Origin of the sequence: Mesorhizobium sp. B2-3-4 (genome assembly GCF_006442315.1) — a bacterium.
In the GTDB taxonomy this organism is placed as follows: Bacteria; Pseudomonadota; Alphaproteobacteria; order Rhizobiales; family Rhizobiaceae; genus Mesorhizobium.
The window spans coordinates 145,529-161,388 of sequence record NZ_VFVY01000020.1 but is presented as its reverse complement, the minus strand read 5'-3'; the positions used below and the strand labels follow the sequence as shown (position 1 = coordinate 161,388).

The 15,860-nt window shown below is 63.4% G+C and carries 16 protein-coding genes; 8 read left to right on the top strand and 8 right to left on the bottom strand.

Features of this window, described 5'->3' with window-relative positions:
- Positions 1 to 114: 114 nt before the first annotated feature.
- Positions 115 to 375 carry a YiaA/YiaB family inner membrane protein gene (locus FJ967_RS26150; protein ID WP_135898198.1) on the bottom strand — a complete coding sequence of 87 codons (261 nt, stop codon included), beginning with the start codon at positions 373 to 375 and terminating at the stop codon, positions 115 to 117.
- Between the two features lie 111 nt (positions 376 to 486).
- Positions 487 to 1,113: a PspA/IM30 family protein gene (locus tag FJ967_RS26145; RefSeq protein ID WP_246675390.1), complete on the bottom strand. Its 627-nt coding sequence runs from the start codon at positions 1,111 to 1,113 to the stop codon at positions 487 to 489.
- A 181-nt stretch (positions 1,114 to 1,294) separates the two neighbouring features.
- Between FJ967_RS26145 and FJ967_RS26140 the strand changes: the two genes are divergently transcribed.
- On the top strand, positions 1,295 to 1,936 hold the full coding sequence (locus FJ967_RS26140; RefSeq protein WP_140735202.1) for a TetR/AcrR family transcriptional regulator: 642 nt from the start codon (positions 1,295 to 1,297) through the stop codon (positions 1,934 to 1,936).
- A 43-nt stretch (positions 1,937 to 1,979) separates the two neighbouring features.
- Positions 1,980 to 2,276, top strand: a complete 297-nt coding sequence (locus FJ967_RS26135; protein WP_140735201.1) for an HlyU family transcriptional regulator — start codon at positions 1,980 to 1,982, stop codon at positions 2,274 to 2,276.
- A gap of 231 nt (positions 2,277 to 2,507) precedes the next feature.
- On the opposite strand, the gene FJ967_RS26130 is transcribed toward FJ967_RS26135, so the two are convergent.
- Positions 2,508 to 3,539, bottom strand: a complete 1,032-nt coding sequence (locus FJ967_RS26130; RefSeq protein ID WP_140735200.1) for a class I SAM-dependent methyltransferase — start codon at positions 3,537 to 3,539, stop codon at positions 2,508 to 2,510.
- A 310-nt stretch (positions 3,540 to 3,849) separates the two neighbouring features.
- Here FJ967_RS26130 and FJ967_RS26125 point away from each other — a divergent pair, with 310 nt between their 5' ends.
- Complete coding sequence (locus tag FJ967_RS26125) at positions 3,850 to 5,832, top strand: EAL domain-containing protein (RefSeq protein WP_181176146.1); 1,983 nt, start codon at positions 3,850 to 3,852, stop codon at positions 5,830 to 5,832.
- An 82-nt stretch (positions 5,833 to 5,914) separates the two neighbouring features.
- On the opposite strand, the gene FJ967_RS26120 is transcribed toward FJ967_RS26125, so the two are convergent.
- The 3 genes from FJ967_RS26120 to FJ967_RS26110 all read right to left on the bottom strand — a co-directional run bounded on the left by FJ967_RS26120 (position 5,915) and on the right by FJ967_RS26110 (position 8,492).
- Positions 5,915 to 7,117 carry an MFS transporter gene (locus FJ967_RS26120; RefSeq protein ID WP_140735198.1) on the bottom strand — a complete coding sequence of 401 codons (1,203 nt, stop codon included), beginning with the start codon at positions 7,115 to 7,117 and terminating at the stop codon, positions 5,915 to 5,917.
- Positions 7,118 to 7,294: 177 nt separating this feature from the next.
- The gene (gene plsY / locus FJ967_RS26115; RefSeq protein ID WP_140735209.1) at positions 7,295 to 7,987 is read right to left on the bottom strand and encodes a glycerol-3-phosphate 1-O-acyltransferase PlsY; all 693 of its coding nucleotides are present in this window, start codon (positions 7,985 to 7,987) and stop codon (positions 7,295 to 7,297) included.
- 46 nt (positions 7,988 to 8,033) lie between these two features.
- The gene (locus FJ967_RS26110; RefSeq protein WP_140735197.1) at positions 8,034 to 8,492 is read right to left on the bottom strand and encodes an Lrp/AsnC family transcriptional regulator; all 459 of its coding nucleotides are present in this window, start codon (positions 8,490 to 8,492) and stop codon (positions 8,034 to 8,036) included.
- Positions 8,493 to 8,636: 144 nt separating this feature from the next.
- On the opposite strand from FJ967_RS26110, the gene FJ967_RS26105 reads away from it, so the two are divergent.
- Positions 8,637 to 9,377, top strand: coding sequence for an AzlC family ABC transporter permease (locus FJ967_RS26105; RefSeq protein WP_140735196.1), 741 nt, complete (start codon positions 8,637 to 8,639; stop codon positions 9,375 to 9,377).
- Positions 9,374 to 9,673 (top strand): AzlD family protein, encoded by a 300-nt coding sequence (locus tag FJ967_RS26100; RefSeq protein WP_140735195.1) that lies wholly within the window; start codon positions 9,374 to 9,376, stop codon positions 9,671 to 9,673. The genes FJ967_RS26105 and FJ967_RS26100 overlap by 4 nt, the downstream gene beginning before the upstream one ends.
- 53 nt (positions 9,674 to 9,726) lie before the next feature.
- Here FJ967_RS26100 and FJ967_RS26095 read toward each other — a convergent pair whose 3' ends face one another.
- On the bottom strand, positions 9,727 to 10,356 hold the full coding sequence (locus tag FJ967_RS26095) for an FMN-dependent NADH-azoreductase (protein ID WP_140735194.1): 630 nt from the start codon (positions 10,354 to 10,356) through the stop codon (positions 9,727 to 9,729).
- 108 nt (positions 10,357 to 10,464) lie between these two features.
- Between FJ967_RS26095 and FJ967_RS26090 the strand changes: the two genes are divergently transcribed.
- Positions 10,465 to 11,427, top strand: coding sequence for a LysR family transcriptional regulator (locus tag FJ967_RS26090; protein ID WP_140735193.1), 963 nt, complete (start codon positions 10,465 to 10,467; stop codon positions 11,425 to 11,427).
- Positions 11,428 to 11,691: 264 nt separating this feature from the next.
- On the opposite strand, the gene FJ967_RS26085 is transcribed toward FJ967_RS26090, so the two are convergent.
- Complete coding sequence (locus FJ967_RS26085; RefSeq protein ID WP_140735192.1) at positions 11,692 to 12,285, bottom strand: TetR/AcrR family transcriptional regulator; 594 nt, start codon at positions 12,283 to 12,285, stop codon at positions 11,692 to 11,694.
- Between the two features lie 66 nt (positions 12,286 to 12,351).
- Here FJ967_RS26085 and FJ967_RS26080 point away from each other — a divergent pair, with 66 nt between their 5' ends.
- Together FJ967_RS26080 and FJ967_RS26075 are read left to right on the top strand one after the other, a co-directional pair.
- Complete coding sequence (locus FJ967_RS26080; protein WP_140735191.1) at positions 12,352 to 12,777, top strand: VOC family protein; 426 nt, start codon at positions 12,352 to 12,354, stop codon at positions 12,775 to 12,777.
- A 224-nt stretch (positions 12,778 to 13,001) separates the two neighbouring features.
- Positions 13,002 to 15,842 (top strand): patatin-like phospholipase family protein, encoded by a 2,841-nt coding sequence (locus FJ967_RS26075; protein ID WP_140735190.1) that lies wholly within the window; start codon positions 13,002 to 13,004, stop codon positions 15,840 to 15,842.
- The last annotated feature ends 18 nt before the right edge of the window (positions 15,843 to 15,860 follow it).

Genomic DNA, 15,860 nt, shown 5'->3' with positions numbered 1-15,860 from the left:
CGAGCGCTTGAAACTCGCACTGTGTCTGGACATACAAAACCCCCGAAGGTTGTGTCCAACTTTCGGGGGTCAGTTCAGGCGACCCGGGCTTTTCTGCGTCAGGGCAGGCCGGCATCATTCCTTGCCGACATACTCGCTGATCAGTTTTTCGTTGCGCGCCTTTTCGATCTTGGCCGTGGTCTCGGCGGAGATGCGTTCGTCGGTGCGATACTTGACCAGGTTCACCAGGCTGCCGGTGAGCAGCAGGATGCCCATGCCCCAATAGCCCTTGGTCGAGAGGTCGACAGGCGCCAGCCACAGCGACAGGCCGAGCATGAAATAGGCGGCGCCAACCGAGATGGTGTTGAACATGATGTAGGTCTGATTGCCGTTCATTGTCGTGTTCCTTTGATTGGATCGAAGTTGGGTCCGATAAGATCGTTGTCAGGTCCTGGAGGCTTCAGTCGACGGTCCTCAGGCGTTCGAGCACGTCCTTGGCGCGTACCTTCACCGCCGGGCCGTGTCCGGCGTCGGCAAGGCGGTCGCGGATCGCGTCGTGACGCAGCTCGCCGTCGATCTCGTCGAGAATGCCGGCCTCCTGGAACGGGTCGCTGGCGCCCTGCGGGCCAGAAGCTCCTCGGCGTCGTTGAGGCTCGCCGAACGGCCGATCGACCTGACGAGACGTGACTGCGCCTTGCGCTCGGCATCGATGGCGCGGGCCGAGATCATGCCCTGGTTGAGGTCGATGATGCGGCGGTGCGCCCGCTCCACCGAGACCCGCATGCGCAAGGTTTTTTCGCCGAGGCTCTGCACCGTGGCGCGGCGAACCTCGCGTTCGTTCTCCAGTTCGGCGATGGCCGCCGCACCGCTTTCGGCCAGCCCGCCATTGCCGGCCGCCAGCGCGCTGAGCGTGCGTGTTTCGAGGTCGGCGTGGCGGCGTTCGAGCTGGTCGAGGCCGGCCTGCTCGGCGCGCTGGCGCACAATCAGCGTGGCAAGCGTCTGCTTGGCGGCGGCGAGGCCCGCCTCGGCGTCGCGGATGCGTTGCGCCAGAAGATCGATGGCGAAGCGATCCTTGAGGCCGTCCTCGGCGCGCGCGCTGGCGCCGTCGAGCAATGTCTTGATCAGGCTAAGCATGGTTCTTCTCCCTGCGAATTTTCTTGTGAACGATGTTCACGAAGTCAACATAACAGGAAATGAACGTTGTTCAAGATCTTTTTTGAACGCTGTTCACGACACCCTGGATATGGTAAACGAAGCGGCATCGGGGTCGAAAACTACGGGCCGTTCGCAAGGCGCGCCCATCAGAAGGAAAAGCATGGCACTGGACAAGGAAGAGACGGGTGAGCGGGTTCTGGCCATTGCCGAAGTGCTGCTCAACGAAGGCGGCATGGACAATCTGAAGGCCAGGACCATCGCCGAGCAGGCGGGCATCTCGGTCGGCTCGGTCTACAATCTGTTTTCCGACCTCGACGGTGTGCACCGCGCGGTCAATATGCGGCTGCTCGACCGGCTGGGTGTCGCGGGGGCGGCGGCAATGGCCGATCTCGGCAGGCGCGGCGTCACCGACGTGCGCGACCGGCTGCTGGCGCTGGCCGATGCCTATGTGCGCTTCGTCGAGGCGCATCCCGGCAGCTGGCCGGCCCTGCTTGCCTTCAACAGGCGGCGTCCGGTGTTGACCGAGCCCGATGTCTATGAGGCGCGGCTCGACCAGTTGTTCGAGATCATCGCCGGGGTTCTTGCCGATGGCGGCTTCGATCTCGACGAGGACACGCGCCGGATCGCCGCCAGAACCCTATGGTCGAGTGTGCATGGCATCGTCACCAGCGGCTACGCGGCCCGGTCGGTGCGCCGGCAGGCGGACGAGATCGATCGGCAGATCGCACTGCTGGTCGGCGTCTTCATCAGGGGGCTGGAACGCGGCGGCACATTCGCGCATGCTGGGGGGACAACGTCGTGAATCGCATGCGAAGGCGGTCACCGGCGACAAGGAGATTTGAGCGATGTCTTTTCTGAAACGTCTTTTCGGCGGTGGCGGCGGCGGTGAAGCGGCCGAACCCGGCAGCGCCGCACCGGCCAAGCAGGTCGAACACAAGGGTTTTACGATCAGCGCCACGCCCTACAAGGCCGATGGCCAGTACCAGACCTGCGGCGTCGTCTCCAAGGAGGTCGATGGCGTGGTCAAGGAGCACAAATTCATCCGCGCCGACCGTTTCGCCGGGCTGGACGATGCCGTCGACATCTCGATCAAGAAGGGCATCCAGCTCGTCGACGAGCAGGGCGAGCGGATTTTCGGATAGGGCAGGGCCGTTCCCGAAGAGCGGGGATTGCGCGTCGGCGAGCCGATACCCTCGAGCACTGCGATCGAAGCGCTGGAGGTCCTTGGAGCGGTTCAGAGTTTGATAGAATCTCTGACCCGTCCAACGTATTGTTTTTACGCAATTTCCAGGGGAAGCGCTGCGCGCCTCTCCCGGGAAAACCACTCCGCACTTTTCCCGGAATTGCTCCAGCCGGTGCCGTCCAGACGGATTTCATCCGCGCTTCTGGATGACGGCGTAGAGAACGTTGCGGTTCTCGCCGAAAAACACCTGGGCCTCGACGGTGTTGCGGTCGACGCTGGCGTTGATGATGTTCCACATGTCGACTTCCGACCGCAGCAGCAGCACCCAGTCCATGAAGGTTTCGCGGTAGCCGGCGTCAGGCGTGCCCTCGGCGTAGTTGGCAAACAGGAACGTGCCGTTCGGCTTCAGCATCTGCAGGCAGGTCTTCGTGAGTTTCACGGCGACGTTGTGCTGGAGGTAGTCGTAGAGGCCCGAGGCATAGATGAGGTCGAACTTGCCGAGCTTGTGGCCGCGGGTCAGCACGGTCCGCACCGAGCCGTCGATGGCTTCGACCGCCGTGCCCCGGAAGTCGCGCGCGATCAGTCCGACGCTTTGCGGGTCCTGGTCGAGTGCGACCCAGCGCTTGAGGCCGCCTTCGGCGAGCGCGACGGAGCGGTTGGCTTCGCGCAGATGGCCGGCGGCGATCGCCAGCACTTCCGTGTCGGGGCCATGCCTGGCGGCGGCCTCGTCGACATAGCGGGTCAGGAGATCGCGCCGCTCGCGAGCCGCCACGCAGGACGGAACGTTCTGGGTGTGGCTGTAAAGCGCCTTGCCGATCTCGGAGGCGTTGGCCACGCTCTCGGCCACGTGCGGGTCGCAATAGATATAGTCGAGCAGTTCGGCGTCGCCGGAATAGCCCCTGGGCTTGGTGAACGACCAGTTCGTCAGCGGATCTTCGAGGAAATAGTTCTGCAGCGGATGGTTCTGCGCCACCGGGATCAAGGCCTGCCAGACGTCGGGATGGACCTTGTCGCGCAGCGCGTTGAGCAGCGACAGCAGCCGGCGAACGATCTCGGCGGGGAATTTCTGCTCCTCGATCTGCTGCTGTGTCGCGTGCAGGATGAGTGCCAGTTCCGCGCGCGCGGTCTCGAATGCTTCGCCCTGGTGCTCGGGATTCCGATGGAGACTGCCGGCGATCATCTCGGAAGTAATCAGACTTTGGCCATCAAGGACAGTTTGCACCGCAACGCTCCATAGTTAACAGTCAGTTAACTTATTGCGTAGAATGCACGGTTTGCCAATGCGGGTTCCAGCGCAATTTAGCGGTATGATTAATTTCTGGTTAACCATCTCGGCTCATTAGAGATCTTGCAGATAAGATTCGGGGGTCGAGTTAACGCAAACTTGTCTTGCACCGTTGCATTTTACTGCGTGGTAGATCGTGCCGTGACCCAAGGAGTCGGCCTGCGTGGGGGCAGAAGCTGGAAAAGAGCTTGAAGCGCAAAGTTCCCCACAGCGGGGGTTCATCGTGAACGAACGCGCGTCATTCGGATTGGCCGACACGGCGCCCGCGGATACGTTCGACCCACGCCACGAGCTTGGGGCCGACGAACTGCGCATCCTCTACCGCACCGAGGCCCAGTCCAAGCGACGCAAGGACGCCAGGCCGGGGCTCTGGATCGCCGTCGTCATCTATGTGCTGTTTTCGGTGTCGGATCTGTTGCTGATACCCGACGTGGCGGCCTATACGATCACGGCGCGCTTTGCCGTCGGGCTGACCGCCTTGCTGATCCTGGAAGCCCAGCTTCGCCGGGGAGCCGCCACCGAGTGGCTCGACGTGACCTGCGCCGCGGCCATCATTTTCGGCTATATTGGCTGGCTGTATCCGGCGTCGATGGGCGCGAACAAGGAAAGCGTCGCCTACTACATGGTTTTCGGCACCATCTTCATGATGAGCGCCAACCTCTTTTTCACCTTCAGCTTCAAGGTCTCGATCGTCACATCGACGATCATCCTGTGCATCCTGTACGTGGTGAATTATTTCGTGCCCGCGTCGCTGACCTACAAGATGGTCTTCGGCACGTTCTACGTTTCGTGCTTCACCTTCACCTCCTATGTGAACTGGAAGCTGAACGAAGAGCGCTACAACGTTTTCCTGAACGCGCTGGAAGCCAAGATCCAGCACAATGAGGCCACCGAACGCGGCAAGGCCCTGCTCAGGCTGTCACGGACGGATCCCCTGACAGGTCTGGAAAACCGGCGGGCGATCGACGAGAAGCTGCGCGATTACTGGAATGACTGGCAAAAGCTTGGCCACGGTTTCGCGGCGATCCTCATCGACGTCGATTTCTTCAAGAAATTCAACGACTGCTACGGCCATCAGGAAGGCGACCGTTGCCTGATCCAGGTCGCCAATGCGCTCAGCGATCTGATCAGGCAATATGACGGTTCCATCGGCCGCTATGGCGGCGAGGAATTCATCGTGCTGGCGCGCATGGAGAAGAAGGACCAGGTCGCCGATCTCGCGGAAGCCATTTGCCGCACGGTCGAGAACCTGGCGATCGGGCATGAGTTGCGCCGCGACGGCATTTCGATCGTGACGGCGAGCGTGGGCGCGGCATTCACCAGGAAGCAGACCGCCGCCAAGCTGGAGAAGATCATCCACGAGGCCGATCGAGCGCTCTACCTGGCGAAAGCCGGCGGCAGGAACTGTGCCCGGCTGTTCGATCCGACCGATCCCCAGAGCAGCGACGAGAGCGAGAACCTCGCGGCTCTGCTGAAGATCGCGATCGGCCAGGATCTGGTTTCGCTTGTCTACCAGCCCATACAGGACGTCACGTCGGGTGGGGTCGAGGCCGTCGAGGCGCTGATGCGGCTCAAAATGCTGGACGGCACCCTGGTTCCGCCGAGCCTGTTCATTCCCGTCGCGGAACGGACCGGCGCCATCCTCGAGCTCGGGCGTTGGGCGATAAGGACCGTGTGCGCCGAATTGCTGGCGCAGGACCATGTCCGCGTCGTCAGCGTCAACGTATCGCCGATCCAGCTCAAGACGCCCGGTTTCGCGACATCGGTCGCGACCATTCTGGGCGAGACCGGCGTGACCGGCAACAGGCTGGCCTTCGAGATCACCGAAGGGCTGGAGATGGAGATGCACTCGGACATCCTGCGTTGCATCAGCGACCTGAAGCTGCTCGGGATCAGGATCTGGCTCGACGATTTCGGGACGGGCTTCGCCGGCCTTTCATGGCTTCGTCTCATCGATTTCGATACGGTCAAGATCGACCGCTCGTTTCTCCACGACTGCGGCACCCCCAAGGGCATGGCGATGCTGCAGGACATCATTGCCCTGGTCAGAAATCGTGGCCACAAAATCCTGGTCGAAGGGGTGGAGACCGAAGAGCAGATGCTGCTCATGCGCCAATTCGGCATCGACAAGGTCCAGGGCTTTCATGTCGGCCGGCCGGCTCCGGCGGCAAGTTTCCAGGTCAAACGGCCGCTTCAGAAACGGGCGTTCACGGTCCTCAAGTCGGCTTGACGCAGGCCGGGCGGTGGCTTGACGGGCGATTGGCCCGCCAAGCCACGACGTCGAGAGGCCTCACTGTGCTGCCTGGCCCCGCCTATGCCGCCTGCAACGCCCTGCGTGGCAGCGGCGGGAAGGCGATGGCTATGCCCGCGGCACCGAGGCCAATGAGAGCCGAGCCGATGAACAGCCAATGGTAACTGGCATAGGCGTCGAAGATCATGCCGCCGGCAAGCGGGCCAAGCGCCATGCCGAGACTGGAGAGCATGGTGGCGGCGCCGAACACGGTGCCGAGGATGCGCTGACCGAAATACTCGCGTGCCAGCACCGCGTAGAGCGGCATGACGCCGCCATAGGTGGCGCCGAAGATGATGGCCAGCATATAGAACTGGTCGAGCTGGCTGATCGAGAGATAGGCGGCAATGACGACCGCCTGGATCGCCAGCCCCGCGATCAGCACCGGCTTGACGCCGAGCCGATCGGCCAGCACGCCGTAGAGCAGCCTGCCGCCGAGGCCGGCCAGGCCCTCGACGCTGTAGATCGAGACCGCGGCCATGGGGGCGACACCGCACAGCATGGCGTAGCTGACCATGTGGAAGATCGGGCCGGAATGGGCCGCGCAGCAGGCGAAGAAAGTCAGCCCCAGCACGATGAATTGCGGCGAGCGCAGCGCCTGCCCGACCGTCAGGCCGGCGCCGTCGGCGACCGGCGTCGCGGCCGCATCGGCGGCCGCGGGCTTCGGCGGCTGGCGCACCAGCAGGACGGCGGGCAGCAGCAGCACCCAGGCCAGGAGACCGATGTCGAACATGGCGGTGCGCCATTCATAGGCCGTGATCAGCCAGCGGGCGAAGGGCGAGATCGTCATCGGCGCCACGCCCATGCCGGCCGAGACCAGCGACACGGCCAGTCCGCGATTGGTGTCGAACCAGGCCGTGGTGAGCGCGATCATCGGGGCGAAAAACGCGCTGGCCGCCAGCCCCACGAGCACGCCATAGGTGATCTGGAAGGTGAGAAGCGAACCGGCGCGGCTTGCCAGCACCAGCGCCAGCCCGAGCAATACCGCACCGATCGCAACGACGATGCGGGCGCCGAACCTGTCGGACAGGGCGCCCCAGGCGAAGCCGCCGAGACCCATCACCAGGAAGTTGAGCGTCATGGCGCTCGAAATGCCCGCGCGCGACCATTGTGTGTCCAGCGCCATGGGTTCGAGGAAGATCGCCAGCGAGAACATGGTGCCGATGGCGACGCAGGACATCAGCGCGCCAGCGGCGACGATGACCCAACGGTAGGAATGGTTCATGGTTCTCTCCCATGCCGGAACGCAGTCTTGTGACGGCACGGTCCAGCTTCGCCGTGCCATTGCGTCCGTAGGACGCCGGCGCGGGCATCCATCCTACAATCCGGTTGCATTTTTTATCCAGTCTGGACGCGCAGATTTGCGGCGGCGCGGCAAACGGGTCGCGGAATGCGCCCGGGATCAGCGCTGCCGTTTCGATCCCGCTTCCGGGGCCAGGCTTGATTGCCCTAGACGTGGCTCTGTGCCAGCGAGCAGCCGCTGGATGTTGGCGCGATGGCGCGCGATCACGTAAATGCCGCCGGCAATCACCAGCAGGCGGTAAGGCAACGGATGCTCGAGCCCGCAGATCAGGGCGATGGCACTCAACGCCGCCAGCATGGAACCGAGCGAAACGATCCGAACAACTGCCAGGACGAGACCGAAAATCCCGGCCGCGCCCAGACCGACGGGCCAGGATATCGCCATGAGCACGCCAAGGCCGGTCGCGGCCGATTTGCCGCCCGTGAAATTCAGCCAGATCGACCGGCCATGCCCGAGCAGCGCGGCAAGCCCGGCCAGGCAGACGGCCCACGGCACAAAGGTCTGCGCGGCAAGCGCCGCCGGCGGCGTGACGGACGGCATGGTGAAGAGCCAGGCGAAAAACCGGTTTGCAAAGGCGATCGCCGCCGCGCCTTTCAGCACATCGACCAGCAGCACGACCAAGGCAGGCCCTTTTCCCAGGGTTCGCAATACGTTCGTGGCTCCAGTGGATCTGGAGCCGTGCTTGCGGATATCGATACCCCCGAGCAGTTTGCCCACCAGATAACCCGTCGGAATGGAACCGAGGAGATAGGCAATCGCCAATCCAGCCGCACACGCTATCCAGAACACCACGGAATTCATCTTGAGGCCCTCGTTTCGGCGCGCATGCGGACCTGTCCTAGATCGGCAGTTCCGACGTGTATTTGATGGTCTGGCTCGGCACATCGGTCTTGACGTTCTGCACGCCCTTGATGCGGCTCAGATGCTCCGATTGGAAGCGGCGGTAGTCGTCGATGCCGGCCGCCACCACGCGCACCATGGCGTCGCAGTCGCCAAGCATGAGGTAGCACTCCATGACCTGCGGCAGCTTGGCGACCTCGGCGGCGAAATGTTCGATCGTGTCCTCGTCCTGCGCCTTCAGCCAGATGCGGGTGAAGAAGGTGAGGCCCTTGCCGATGCTGGCCGGATTGAGCACCGCGACATAGCGGTCGATGATGCCGGCTTCCTCCAGAAGCTTGACGCGCCGCAGGCATGGCGAGGGCGAAAGCCCGACTTCCGTTGCCAATTCATTGTTGGGAATGCGCCCGTTGCGTTGAAGGGCGCGCAGGATACGCCTGTCGATGTCGTCCAACTTCATGGAGTGGTATTTCAACCTCATGATATTTTCTGGCATTCAATGCCAATATGGCAGGAATAACAACAATGTTCGCAACCAAATTGCGAAGGCAAGTTTATATGGTTGCGTCGGTACCACCGAAACGGAGCCGCGAGTCCGGCAGTCATGAGCATTTCCCAGGCAGCAGCTTCCGAGGCCGTCCACGGCCGATCGGGTTCGGAGTTCCGGCGCGGCGTCATGTCGTGCCTGCCGGTGCTTCTGGGCACGGTACCTTATGCCCTGGTGTTGGGCGCGCAGGCGCGGCAGAAGGGGCTGAGCGCGCTGGAATTGCCGATGATGACCGGACTGAACTTCGCCGGTGGTTCGGAATTCGCGGCGATACAGCTGTGGACGTCGCCGCCGCATATCGTGCTGATCGTGGCGATCACTCTCCTGGTTAACAGCCGGCATCTGCTGATGGGCGCGGCGCTCGCGCCGTTCCTGCGCCACCTGCCTCGGCGCAAGGCGTTCGCGGCGCTGTTCTTCATGTGCGACGAGAGTTGGGCGCTCGGCCTGGCCGACGCCAGGCGGCGCGCCGGCGCGAATGTGACGCCCGCTTTCAGCCTTGCCTATTACATGGGCGCGGCGCTTGCCATGTATGTGGCCTGGGTCGCCTTCACGACGGCTGGAGCGCTGCTTGGCCCGTTGCTCGGCAATGTCGAGCCTTATGGTTTCGACATGGCGTTTCCGGCCGTTTTCCTGGTGCTGATGGCCGGCATGTGGAGGGGCGTCGCGGCGGCGCGGCCCTGGCTGGTCAGCCTTGTCGTCGCGGCGCTGGTTTATCTGCTCGTTCCCGGCGCCTGGTACGTTGCCGCCGGCGCGGTCAGCGGACTGGCTTCAGCATGGCTGATGGCGGGTGACGCATGATCGACATGGCAACACTTCTCGCCATCGTGCTGATGGCCTGTGTCACCTACCTGACGCGCATCGGTGGATACATCGTCCTGCGAAACCGCGCGCTCAGCGCCCGCGCAACGGCCGTGATGGAGGCCGCGCCGGGCTGCGTGCTGATCTCGGTCATCGCACCGAACTTCGTCTCAAGGAACCCCGCCGACCTCGCAGCGCTTGCCGTCACCATCCTTGCCGCCACGCGGCTGTCGATGCTGCCGACAGTGGTGATCGGAATAGCCTCGGCGGGATTGCTGCGGCATCTCCTGGGTTAGAAACGAAAAAGGCTGGCCTGAGGCCTGCCTTTTCAGTTCATGCGGAGGATGGATTACGCGGCGAGGTTGCGCGCCTCTTCCACCACGGCATCCACCTTGGCGGTGGCCTTGGCAAGTGCTGCGGTCACCGCCTCAGGCCCCATGCCGACGCCCTCGATGCGGATGACGTCGACATCGGTCATGCCGAGGAAGCCGAGCACGCCGCGCAGATAGGGAACGGCGTGATCGAACTGCACGGCCGCACCTTCCGAATAGATGCCGCCCGAAGCTAGCACGATGTAGACCTTCTTGCCGGTGACGAGGCCCTTGGGGCCGCCTTCTCCATAAGCAAAGCTCCTGCCCGAGCGGGCGACATGGTCGACCCAGGACTTCAGCGTCGAGGAGATGTTGAAGTTGATGAAGCCGGTGGCCAAGATCACCGTGTCGGCGGCAAACAACTCGTCGAGCACGGCGTCGGAGACGCCGACCACCTCGGCCTGGCGCGGGGTGCGCGCCTCGGCGGGCGTGTAGATGCCGGTCGAATAGTCGGCATCGATATGCGGCAGCGGGTTGGCGACGAGGTCGCGCACGACCAGCGTGTTGGACGGGTCGGCGGCGATGAGTTTTTCAGCGAACTCGGTGGCGATGCGGGTCGAGTGCGAGGCAGCGCCGCGCGGGCTCGAGGTAACAAGAAGAATGGACATGGCGGGTCTCTCCAGTGGAATGAATTGTCCCGCCACATATGGGGCTATCGATCCATCCGATAAACTGGTATATTTTCTATATGATCCATCTATAAAATCGATAGCGCGATGCAGCCCAATCCAACCCTCGACCAGCTCCAGATCCTTGTCGCCGTTGCCGACACCGGCAGTTTCTCGGCCGCCGGCCGCAAGCTCAACCGGGCGCAGTCGGTCATCAGCTACGGCATCGCCAATCTCGAGGCGCAGCTTGGGCTGAAGCTTTTCGAGCGCGAGGGCACGCGCGAACCGCAGCTGACCGAGATCGGCCGCGCTATGCTTGAGGACGCGCGGCGCATGATGGGCATGCTGCAGCGCATCCGCTCGCGCGCCGACGGCCACCATCACGGACTGGAGGCCGAGGTCGCGCTGTCGGTCGACGTGGCCTTGCCTTCACCGGTGCTGGTGGGGGTGCTGAAAGCCTTCGAGGCGCAGTTCCCGACGGTGACGTTGCGCCTGCATATCGGCACGCTCGGCCTCATTCCCGACCTCGTCGTCAACGGACAGGCCGATCTCGGCATAGGCGGCCTGCTGGGGGAGGTGAATGTGCATCTGGTGCGCATCGGTTTCATGTCGATGGTGCCGGCGGCAGCACCCCACCATCCGCTGGCCCTGCTGCCGAAGCCGGTGGCGCTCGAGGACCTGCGCGAACACACGCAGCTTGTCGTCACCGACCAGTCGGAGCGTACCAAGGGGCGTGACTACGGCGTCTTCGCCTACCGCACCTGGCGACTGACCGACATGCGCACCAAACACATATTGATGCGCGAGGGGCTGGGCTGGGGCGGCCTCCCGCGCTGGCTCATCGCCGACGATCTGGCCTCCGGGCGGCTGGTGGAACTCGATCTCGAACCCTACAAGGAAACGAGCGCGCCCTTGTTTGCCATGCACCGCACCGACCGCAGCCCGAAGCCGGCCGCCGCCTGGCTCATCGAGCGGTTCAAGCGCGGGCTCGGCTGCTTCAACGAGTTCGAACCGGGCGAGGTGCCCGAGGAGGAACCGGAGGTCCATGGCGGCCCGGGCTCCGGTATCTGATCCGGCAACGCCCAAGCCCCGCAGCTCGCCCTGGAATCACTGGATCATCGTCACCCCGGAAACCACGATCTGCGCCGTGCGTGCGGTCAATTTTTCGCGCTTGCGTAGTGTCGGTTTCTCATAGGTCTTTTTCATCTGTCGGTCCCGAGTGCTGGCTCCCGCCGGGTTGGTAAGCTCAGTCATAACGGCATCGCGCTGGTTCGGTTGCGTCGCGCGGCGGTTTTCATCGTCACCGCCGGAGCGCGGATGCGTGCTGCCTGCCAGCTAGGCGCGGGACAAGCCATCGATGAGCGCTGTCAGAACGGCGCGGTACTCCTCGGCCGGTGCGCCCGCCTCGATGGCCAGCGCCGCCCGGTCGAAAGCGGCGGCAAGAAGGGCCGTCAGCGCCTCCGCCGGCAGCTTTGTCATCGATCGCGCGCGCATGGCCGCGACAAGGCCCTCACGCAGCGAACGGTTGCCGTGGCGGTTGTCGATGGCATCCATTTCGGCGCGGCCAAGCACGGCCGGGCCGTCGAGCAGCAGAAGCCGCGTGCGGCCGGGTACCCGCATGGCGGCAAGATAGGCATCGGAGCCGGCAAGCAGCGCATCGCGGGCACCGAGCGAAGGCGGGGAGGCGCGGTCGATCTCGCCCGCTACCGCCGCCGCTTCCTGTTCGACCACGGCGGCGAACAGCGCCTGCTTGTCAGCGAAATGGTGATAGAGCGCGCCGCGCGTCACCCCGGCCGCGGTGACGATCTCCGGCGTGCTTGTCTCGGCGTAGGATTTCTGCGTGAAAAGTCTTCGCGCCGCGGCGATCAGCTCGGCGCGCGTCGCCTCGGTGCGGTCGCGGTTCGAGCGGCGCGCGGAATCCTGTTGCATACATGCAGCCTGTATGTTAATTCAACTTACATGCAGACTGTATGTTAATTGACGGGAGAAAGAAAGATGAAGACGACGAGCTACTATCCGGTGCTGATGACGGGCGATGTCGCCGGCACGGCGGCGTTCTATGTCGAGCATTTCGGCTTCCAGCCGCTGTTTGAAAGCGACTGGTACGTGCATCTGCAATCGGTCGACAGCAAACGCGTCAATCTCGGCATCGTCCAGGGCGACCACGAGACCATTCCCGAGCAGGGGCGGGGGCGGACGTCGGGCCTGCTGATCAATTTCGAGGTTCGCGACCCCGATGCGGTCTATGCCCGGATCCTTGCCGCCGGCCTGCCGATCCTGCGGACACTGCGCGACGAGCCTTTCGGCCAGCGCCACTTCATCACCAGGGATCCCAACGGCGTGCTGATCGACGTGATCAAGCCGATCCCGCCCAGCGAGGAATTTCTGGCGCAGTATGCGGAAGGGGCGGCGGGGGCGTGAGGGGTCCTGCCGGCAGGCGCCGCCGGGATGCCGCTCGCGCCGTCTTGCCTGACGCTGCCCGTCCGATGGCTTGCCGGCGGCAAGGTGATTGCCGCGACATTATAATCGGTCTTGTTTCAAATCTTGGCTGAAAAGGGCCGGTTCAACTTCCCGAATGCAATAATCCTTGCTGAAAACTTTCCGGCCTGCTGTATAATTCAACAGGGTTGGCATCGGGGGGAGCCATGGCCACCGACTTCAAGACGGTTCTGCGGTCCGAGTATCGTTCGATCATCCATCGCCGCAAGAGACTGGGCGTGAAGGTTTCGAACGATGCCAGCGGCGGTAAGCCGGATTCCGTTCCCAGGCATGATCCTGCCTGGCTGTTCGGCGTTGCGCTGTCGGGCGGCGGGATAAGGTCGGCTTCGTTTTGCCTTGGCGCGTTACAGGCGCTCGACCAGTACAAGCTCATACCCAGGATCGACTATCTGTCGACGGTATCGGGCGGCGGCTATATCGGATCGGCGATGGTCGCCGACATGACGCGTCAGGAACTCAAGCAGGCGAGGAGAGGCAACGACGATCAGCTCGATTTTCCCTTCGCCTCCGACGACGACGTGCATGACAACAAGCTCGTCGGCCATATCCGTGACAACAGCCGTTTTCTGGCGCCGCGCGGCTTTCGCGACATCACCCTTTCTGTCGGCATCCTCATGCGCGGCTGGATGGTGAATTTCCTGCTGCTGCTGACCCTTGTCCTGCCGCTGGCGACATTCATCATCCTGACGAACCCGACCACCGATCATCTCGGCCACAGCATCGTTCTCGACGTCGCCAACTGGCTGTTGGGGGCCGACTGGGGCATGACCGGATGGGGTGCCAGCCTGCGATCGATGATCGCCAATCCTTTCGTGCTGTCGCGCTCGGCCCTGGTGGTCTTCGCGGTGTGGCTGGTTGGATGGGGGCTGCGGCGATCCTACTCCGACAGCTATGCCATCGCGCGCAAGGGCGAGCATCTGGAACAGGACAGCCTCTGGGCCAAGGATGGCCGTACCTTGCTGCTGGTCACGGCCGGCCTGTTCCTGATCGAAGTGCAGCCCAAGATCATCCTGTGGCTGATCGAGGTGACCTCGCCGAAGTCCGGCCACCGGCAGACCACGTTGGAAACGCTCAAGGCGCTGATCACGGCCGCCGCGGCGATCGTCACCGCCACCGCGGCTTTCAGAGGCTTGCTGATTTCCTGGGTGCAGAAGGCGCTGAATTCGCCGAAGATCGGGCATCAGATCCGCGGCTACCTGGCGCGGGCGGCGTTCCTCGCGCTAGGCCTTGCCTTGCCGTTGCTGATCTATGGTTTCTTTCTGCTGATCACGCTCTGGGGCATCAAGATATCTGCGATCACGTTCCTCGGCTTCAACGTGTCGTGGTTCTTTGGCCGTGCCAGCGGTTACGCCTACGGCCCGGCCTGGCTGACCGCCGACAGCCACCTGCTGTTCACCTGCCTGGCCGTTTGCACGGCGCTGTTCCTGCTGGGGCGAACCTTCGCGGTCCGCTATCTTGCCGACGATCTGGCGCCTGGCCGGCTCACCGCCTTCTTTGCCGCGATGAGGCATGACTACAGCGGATCCGTGGTCGTGAAGGTGGTTCTGGTGCTTGCGAGTTCAGGTCTTTTCGCCGTGGCCGCCAGGATGTCGGGCGGTTTCTGGCATGCCGACGAATTCACGGTGCTGCTCAATTATCTGGCCATTACCGTGATCGTGATAACGGTGGCCTTCAATTTCACCGAGAATGCCAATGGCCTGCACCGCCTTTACCGCGACCGGCTGCGCTGGGCGTTCCGGCTCGGCGGCAGCGAAGGAATGCCCGACATCGCGTTGAAGGGGCTTGGCGCCAAGGCGCCTTATCTCTTGATAAACGGCACGTTGAATGTCCGTCACGCCAGGCAAGCCGCCGGACCTGCGAGAAAATCATTCGTCGCCAGCGCGGTCCGCTGGGCGGGCAAGAAGATTGCCGCCGCGATCAGGTTGAGCGCCTGGTGGGGCGGGCCCGACATCACGCTGCCGCCCCGCCGCCAGCCTCCGGCAAAGGTAGCCGCCAGCCTGCCGCTGGCCGATCCCAGCAAGCGGGGACGCAATGCCGAGTTCTTTCTGTTTTCAAAACACTTCGTCGGCAGTGAATCGACAGGCTACGTGGCATCGGCCGCGATGGCCAAGGAGGAAGGCCAACTGGATCTCGCGGCGGCGGCCGCGATTTCGGGTGCCGCCATCTCTTCGAGCATGGGACGGATCAGTCTCGGCCTGCTTGGGCCGACGCTGGCGTTGCTCAACCTGCGGCTGGGATTCTGGCTTCCCAATCCAAGCCGGGTCGCGCTTGAAAGCGAGCGTGCCATCCTGGGCCCGGTCGCGACCGAAGAGGAGCGTCCAAGGCGCAGCTGGGAGGACATATTGCGGCTGTACCTGCTTGCGGAGGCGACGGGACAGTTGAGGTCGGACAGTTCGCGCGTCTACATCACCGATGGCGGCCATATCGACAATATCGGTCTCTATCAATTGCTGAAGCGCAAGTGCAAGCTGATCATCGTCGTCGATGCCGAGGCCGATGCCGGCATGAATTTCGGCGCCTTCACCGATGTGCAGCGCTTCGCCAGGATTGATCTCGGCGCACGCATCTCGCTCGACTGGCGGCCGGTGCGGGATGCGGCGCTGGCGCGCGACGCCAACCGCACCAAGATCATCCCGGCGGAATCGGAACTGCATCTGCGGCATTTCGCTGTCGGCAAGATCCTCTACGAGAATGATCCGGTCGAAGGCATCCTGCTTTACGTCAAGGCGTCGGTCACCGGTGACGAGCCCGACTATGTCCTCGACTACGAACGACGCTACCCGCTTTTCCCCAATGAGCCGACCAGTGATCAGTTCTTCTCCGAGGAGCAGATGGAAGCCTACCGCTCGCTCGGGTTTCACGCCATGCGCGTGGCGCTTCGCGAACGGCAGCAGACCGCAAGCGTCCAGGGTCTGGATTCAATGCAGGCAAGCCGCGTCACCTTGCTGAAGATGCGGCTGGGCAATCAGGGACTGGAAATCAACTAGGGCAGGGGCGGGCCGAAG

Coding starts and splice junctions, on each gene's coding strand:
- FJ967_RS26075 (WP_140735190.1), top strand. CDS start 13,002: ATGGCCACCGACTTCAAGACGGTTCTGCGGTCCGAGTATCGTTCGATC.
- FJ967_RS26090 (WP_140735193.1), top strand. CDS start 10,465: ATGCAGCCCAATCCAACCCTCGACCAGCTCCAGATCCTTGTCGCCGTT.
- FJ967_RS26150 (WP_135898198.1), bottom strand. CDS start 375: ATGAACGGCAATCAGACCTACATCATGTTCAACACCATCTCGGTTGGC.
- FJ967_RS26120 (WP_140735198.1), bottom strand. CDS start 7,117: ATGAACCATTCCTACCGTTGGGTCATCGTCGCCGCTGGCGCGCTGATG.
- FJ967_RS26135 (WP_140735201.1), top strand. CDS start 1,980: ATGTCTTTTCTGAAACGTCTTTTCGGCGGTGGCGGCGGCGGTGAAGCG.
- FJ967_RS26095 (WP_140735194.1), bottom strand. CDS start 10,356: ATGTCCATTCTTCTTGTTACCTCGAGCCCGCGCGGCGCTGCCTCGCAC.
- FJ967_RS26145 (WP_246675390.1), bottom strand. CDS start 1,113: ATGCTTAGCCTGATCAAGACATTGCTCGACGGCGCCAGCGCGCGCGCC.
- FJ967_RS26085 (WP_140735192.1), bottom strand. CDS start 12,285: ATGCAACAGGATTCCGCGCGCCGCTCGAACCGCGACCGCACCGAGGCG.
- FJ967_RS26105 (WP_140735196.1), top strand. CDS start 8,637: ATGAGCATTTCCCAGGCAGCAGCTTCCGAGGCCGTCCACGGCCGATCG.
- FJ967_RS26100 (WP_140735195.1), top strand. CDS start 9,374: ATGATCGACATGGCAACACTTCTCGCCATCGTGCTGATGGCCTGTGTC.
- FJ967_RS26080 (WP_140735191.1), top strand. CDS start 12,352: ATGAAGACGACGAGCTACTATCCGGTGCTGATGACGGGCGATGTCGCC.
- FJ967_RS26140 (WP_140735202.1), top strand. CDS start 1,295: ATGGCACTGGACAAGGAAGAGACGGGTGAGCGGGTTCTGGCCATTGCC.
- FJ967_RS26110 (WP_140735197.1), bottom strand. CDS start 8,492: ATGAAGTTGGACGACATCGACAGGCGTATCCTGCGCGCCCTTCAACGC.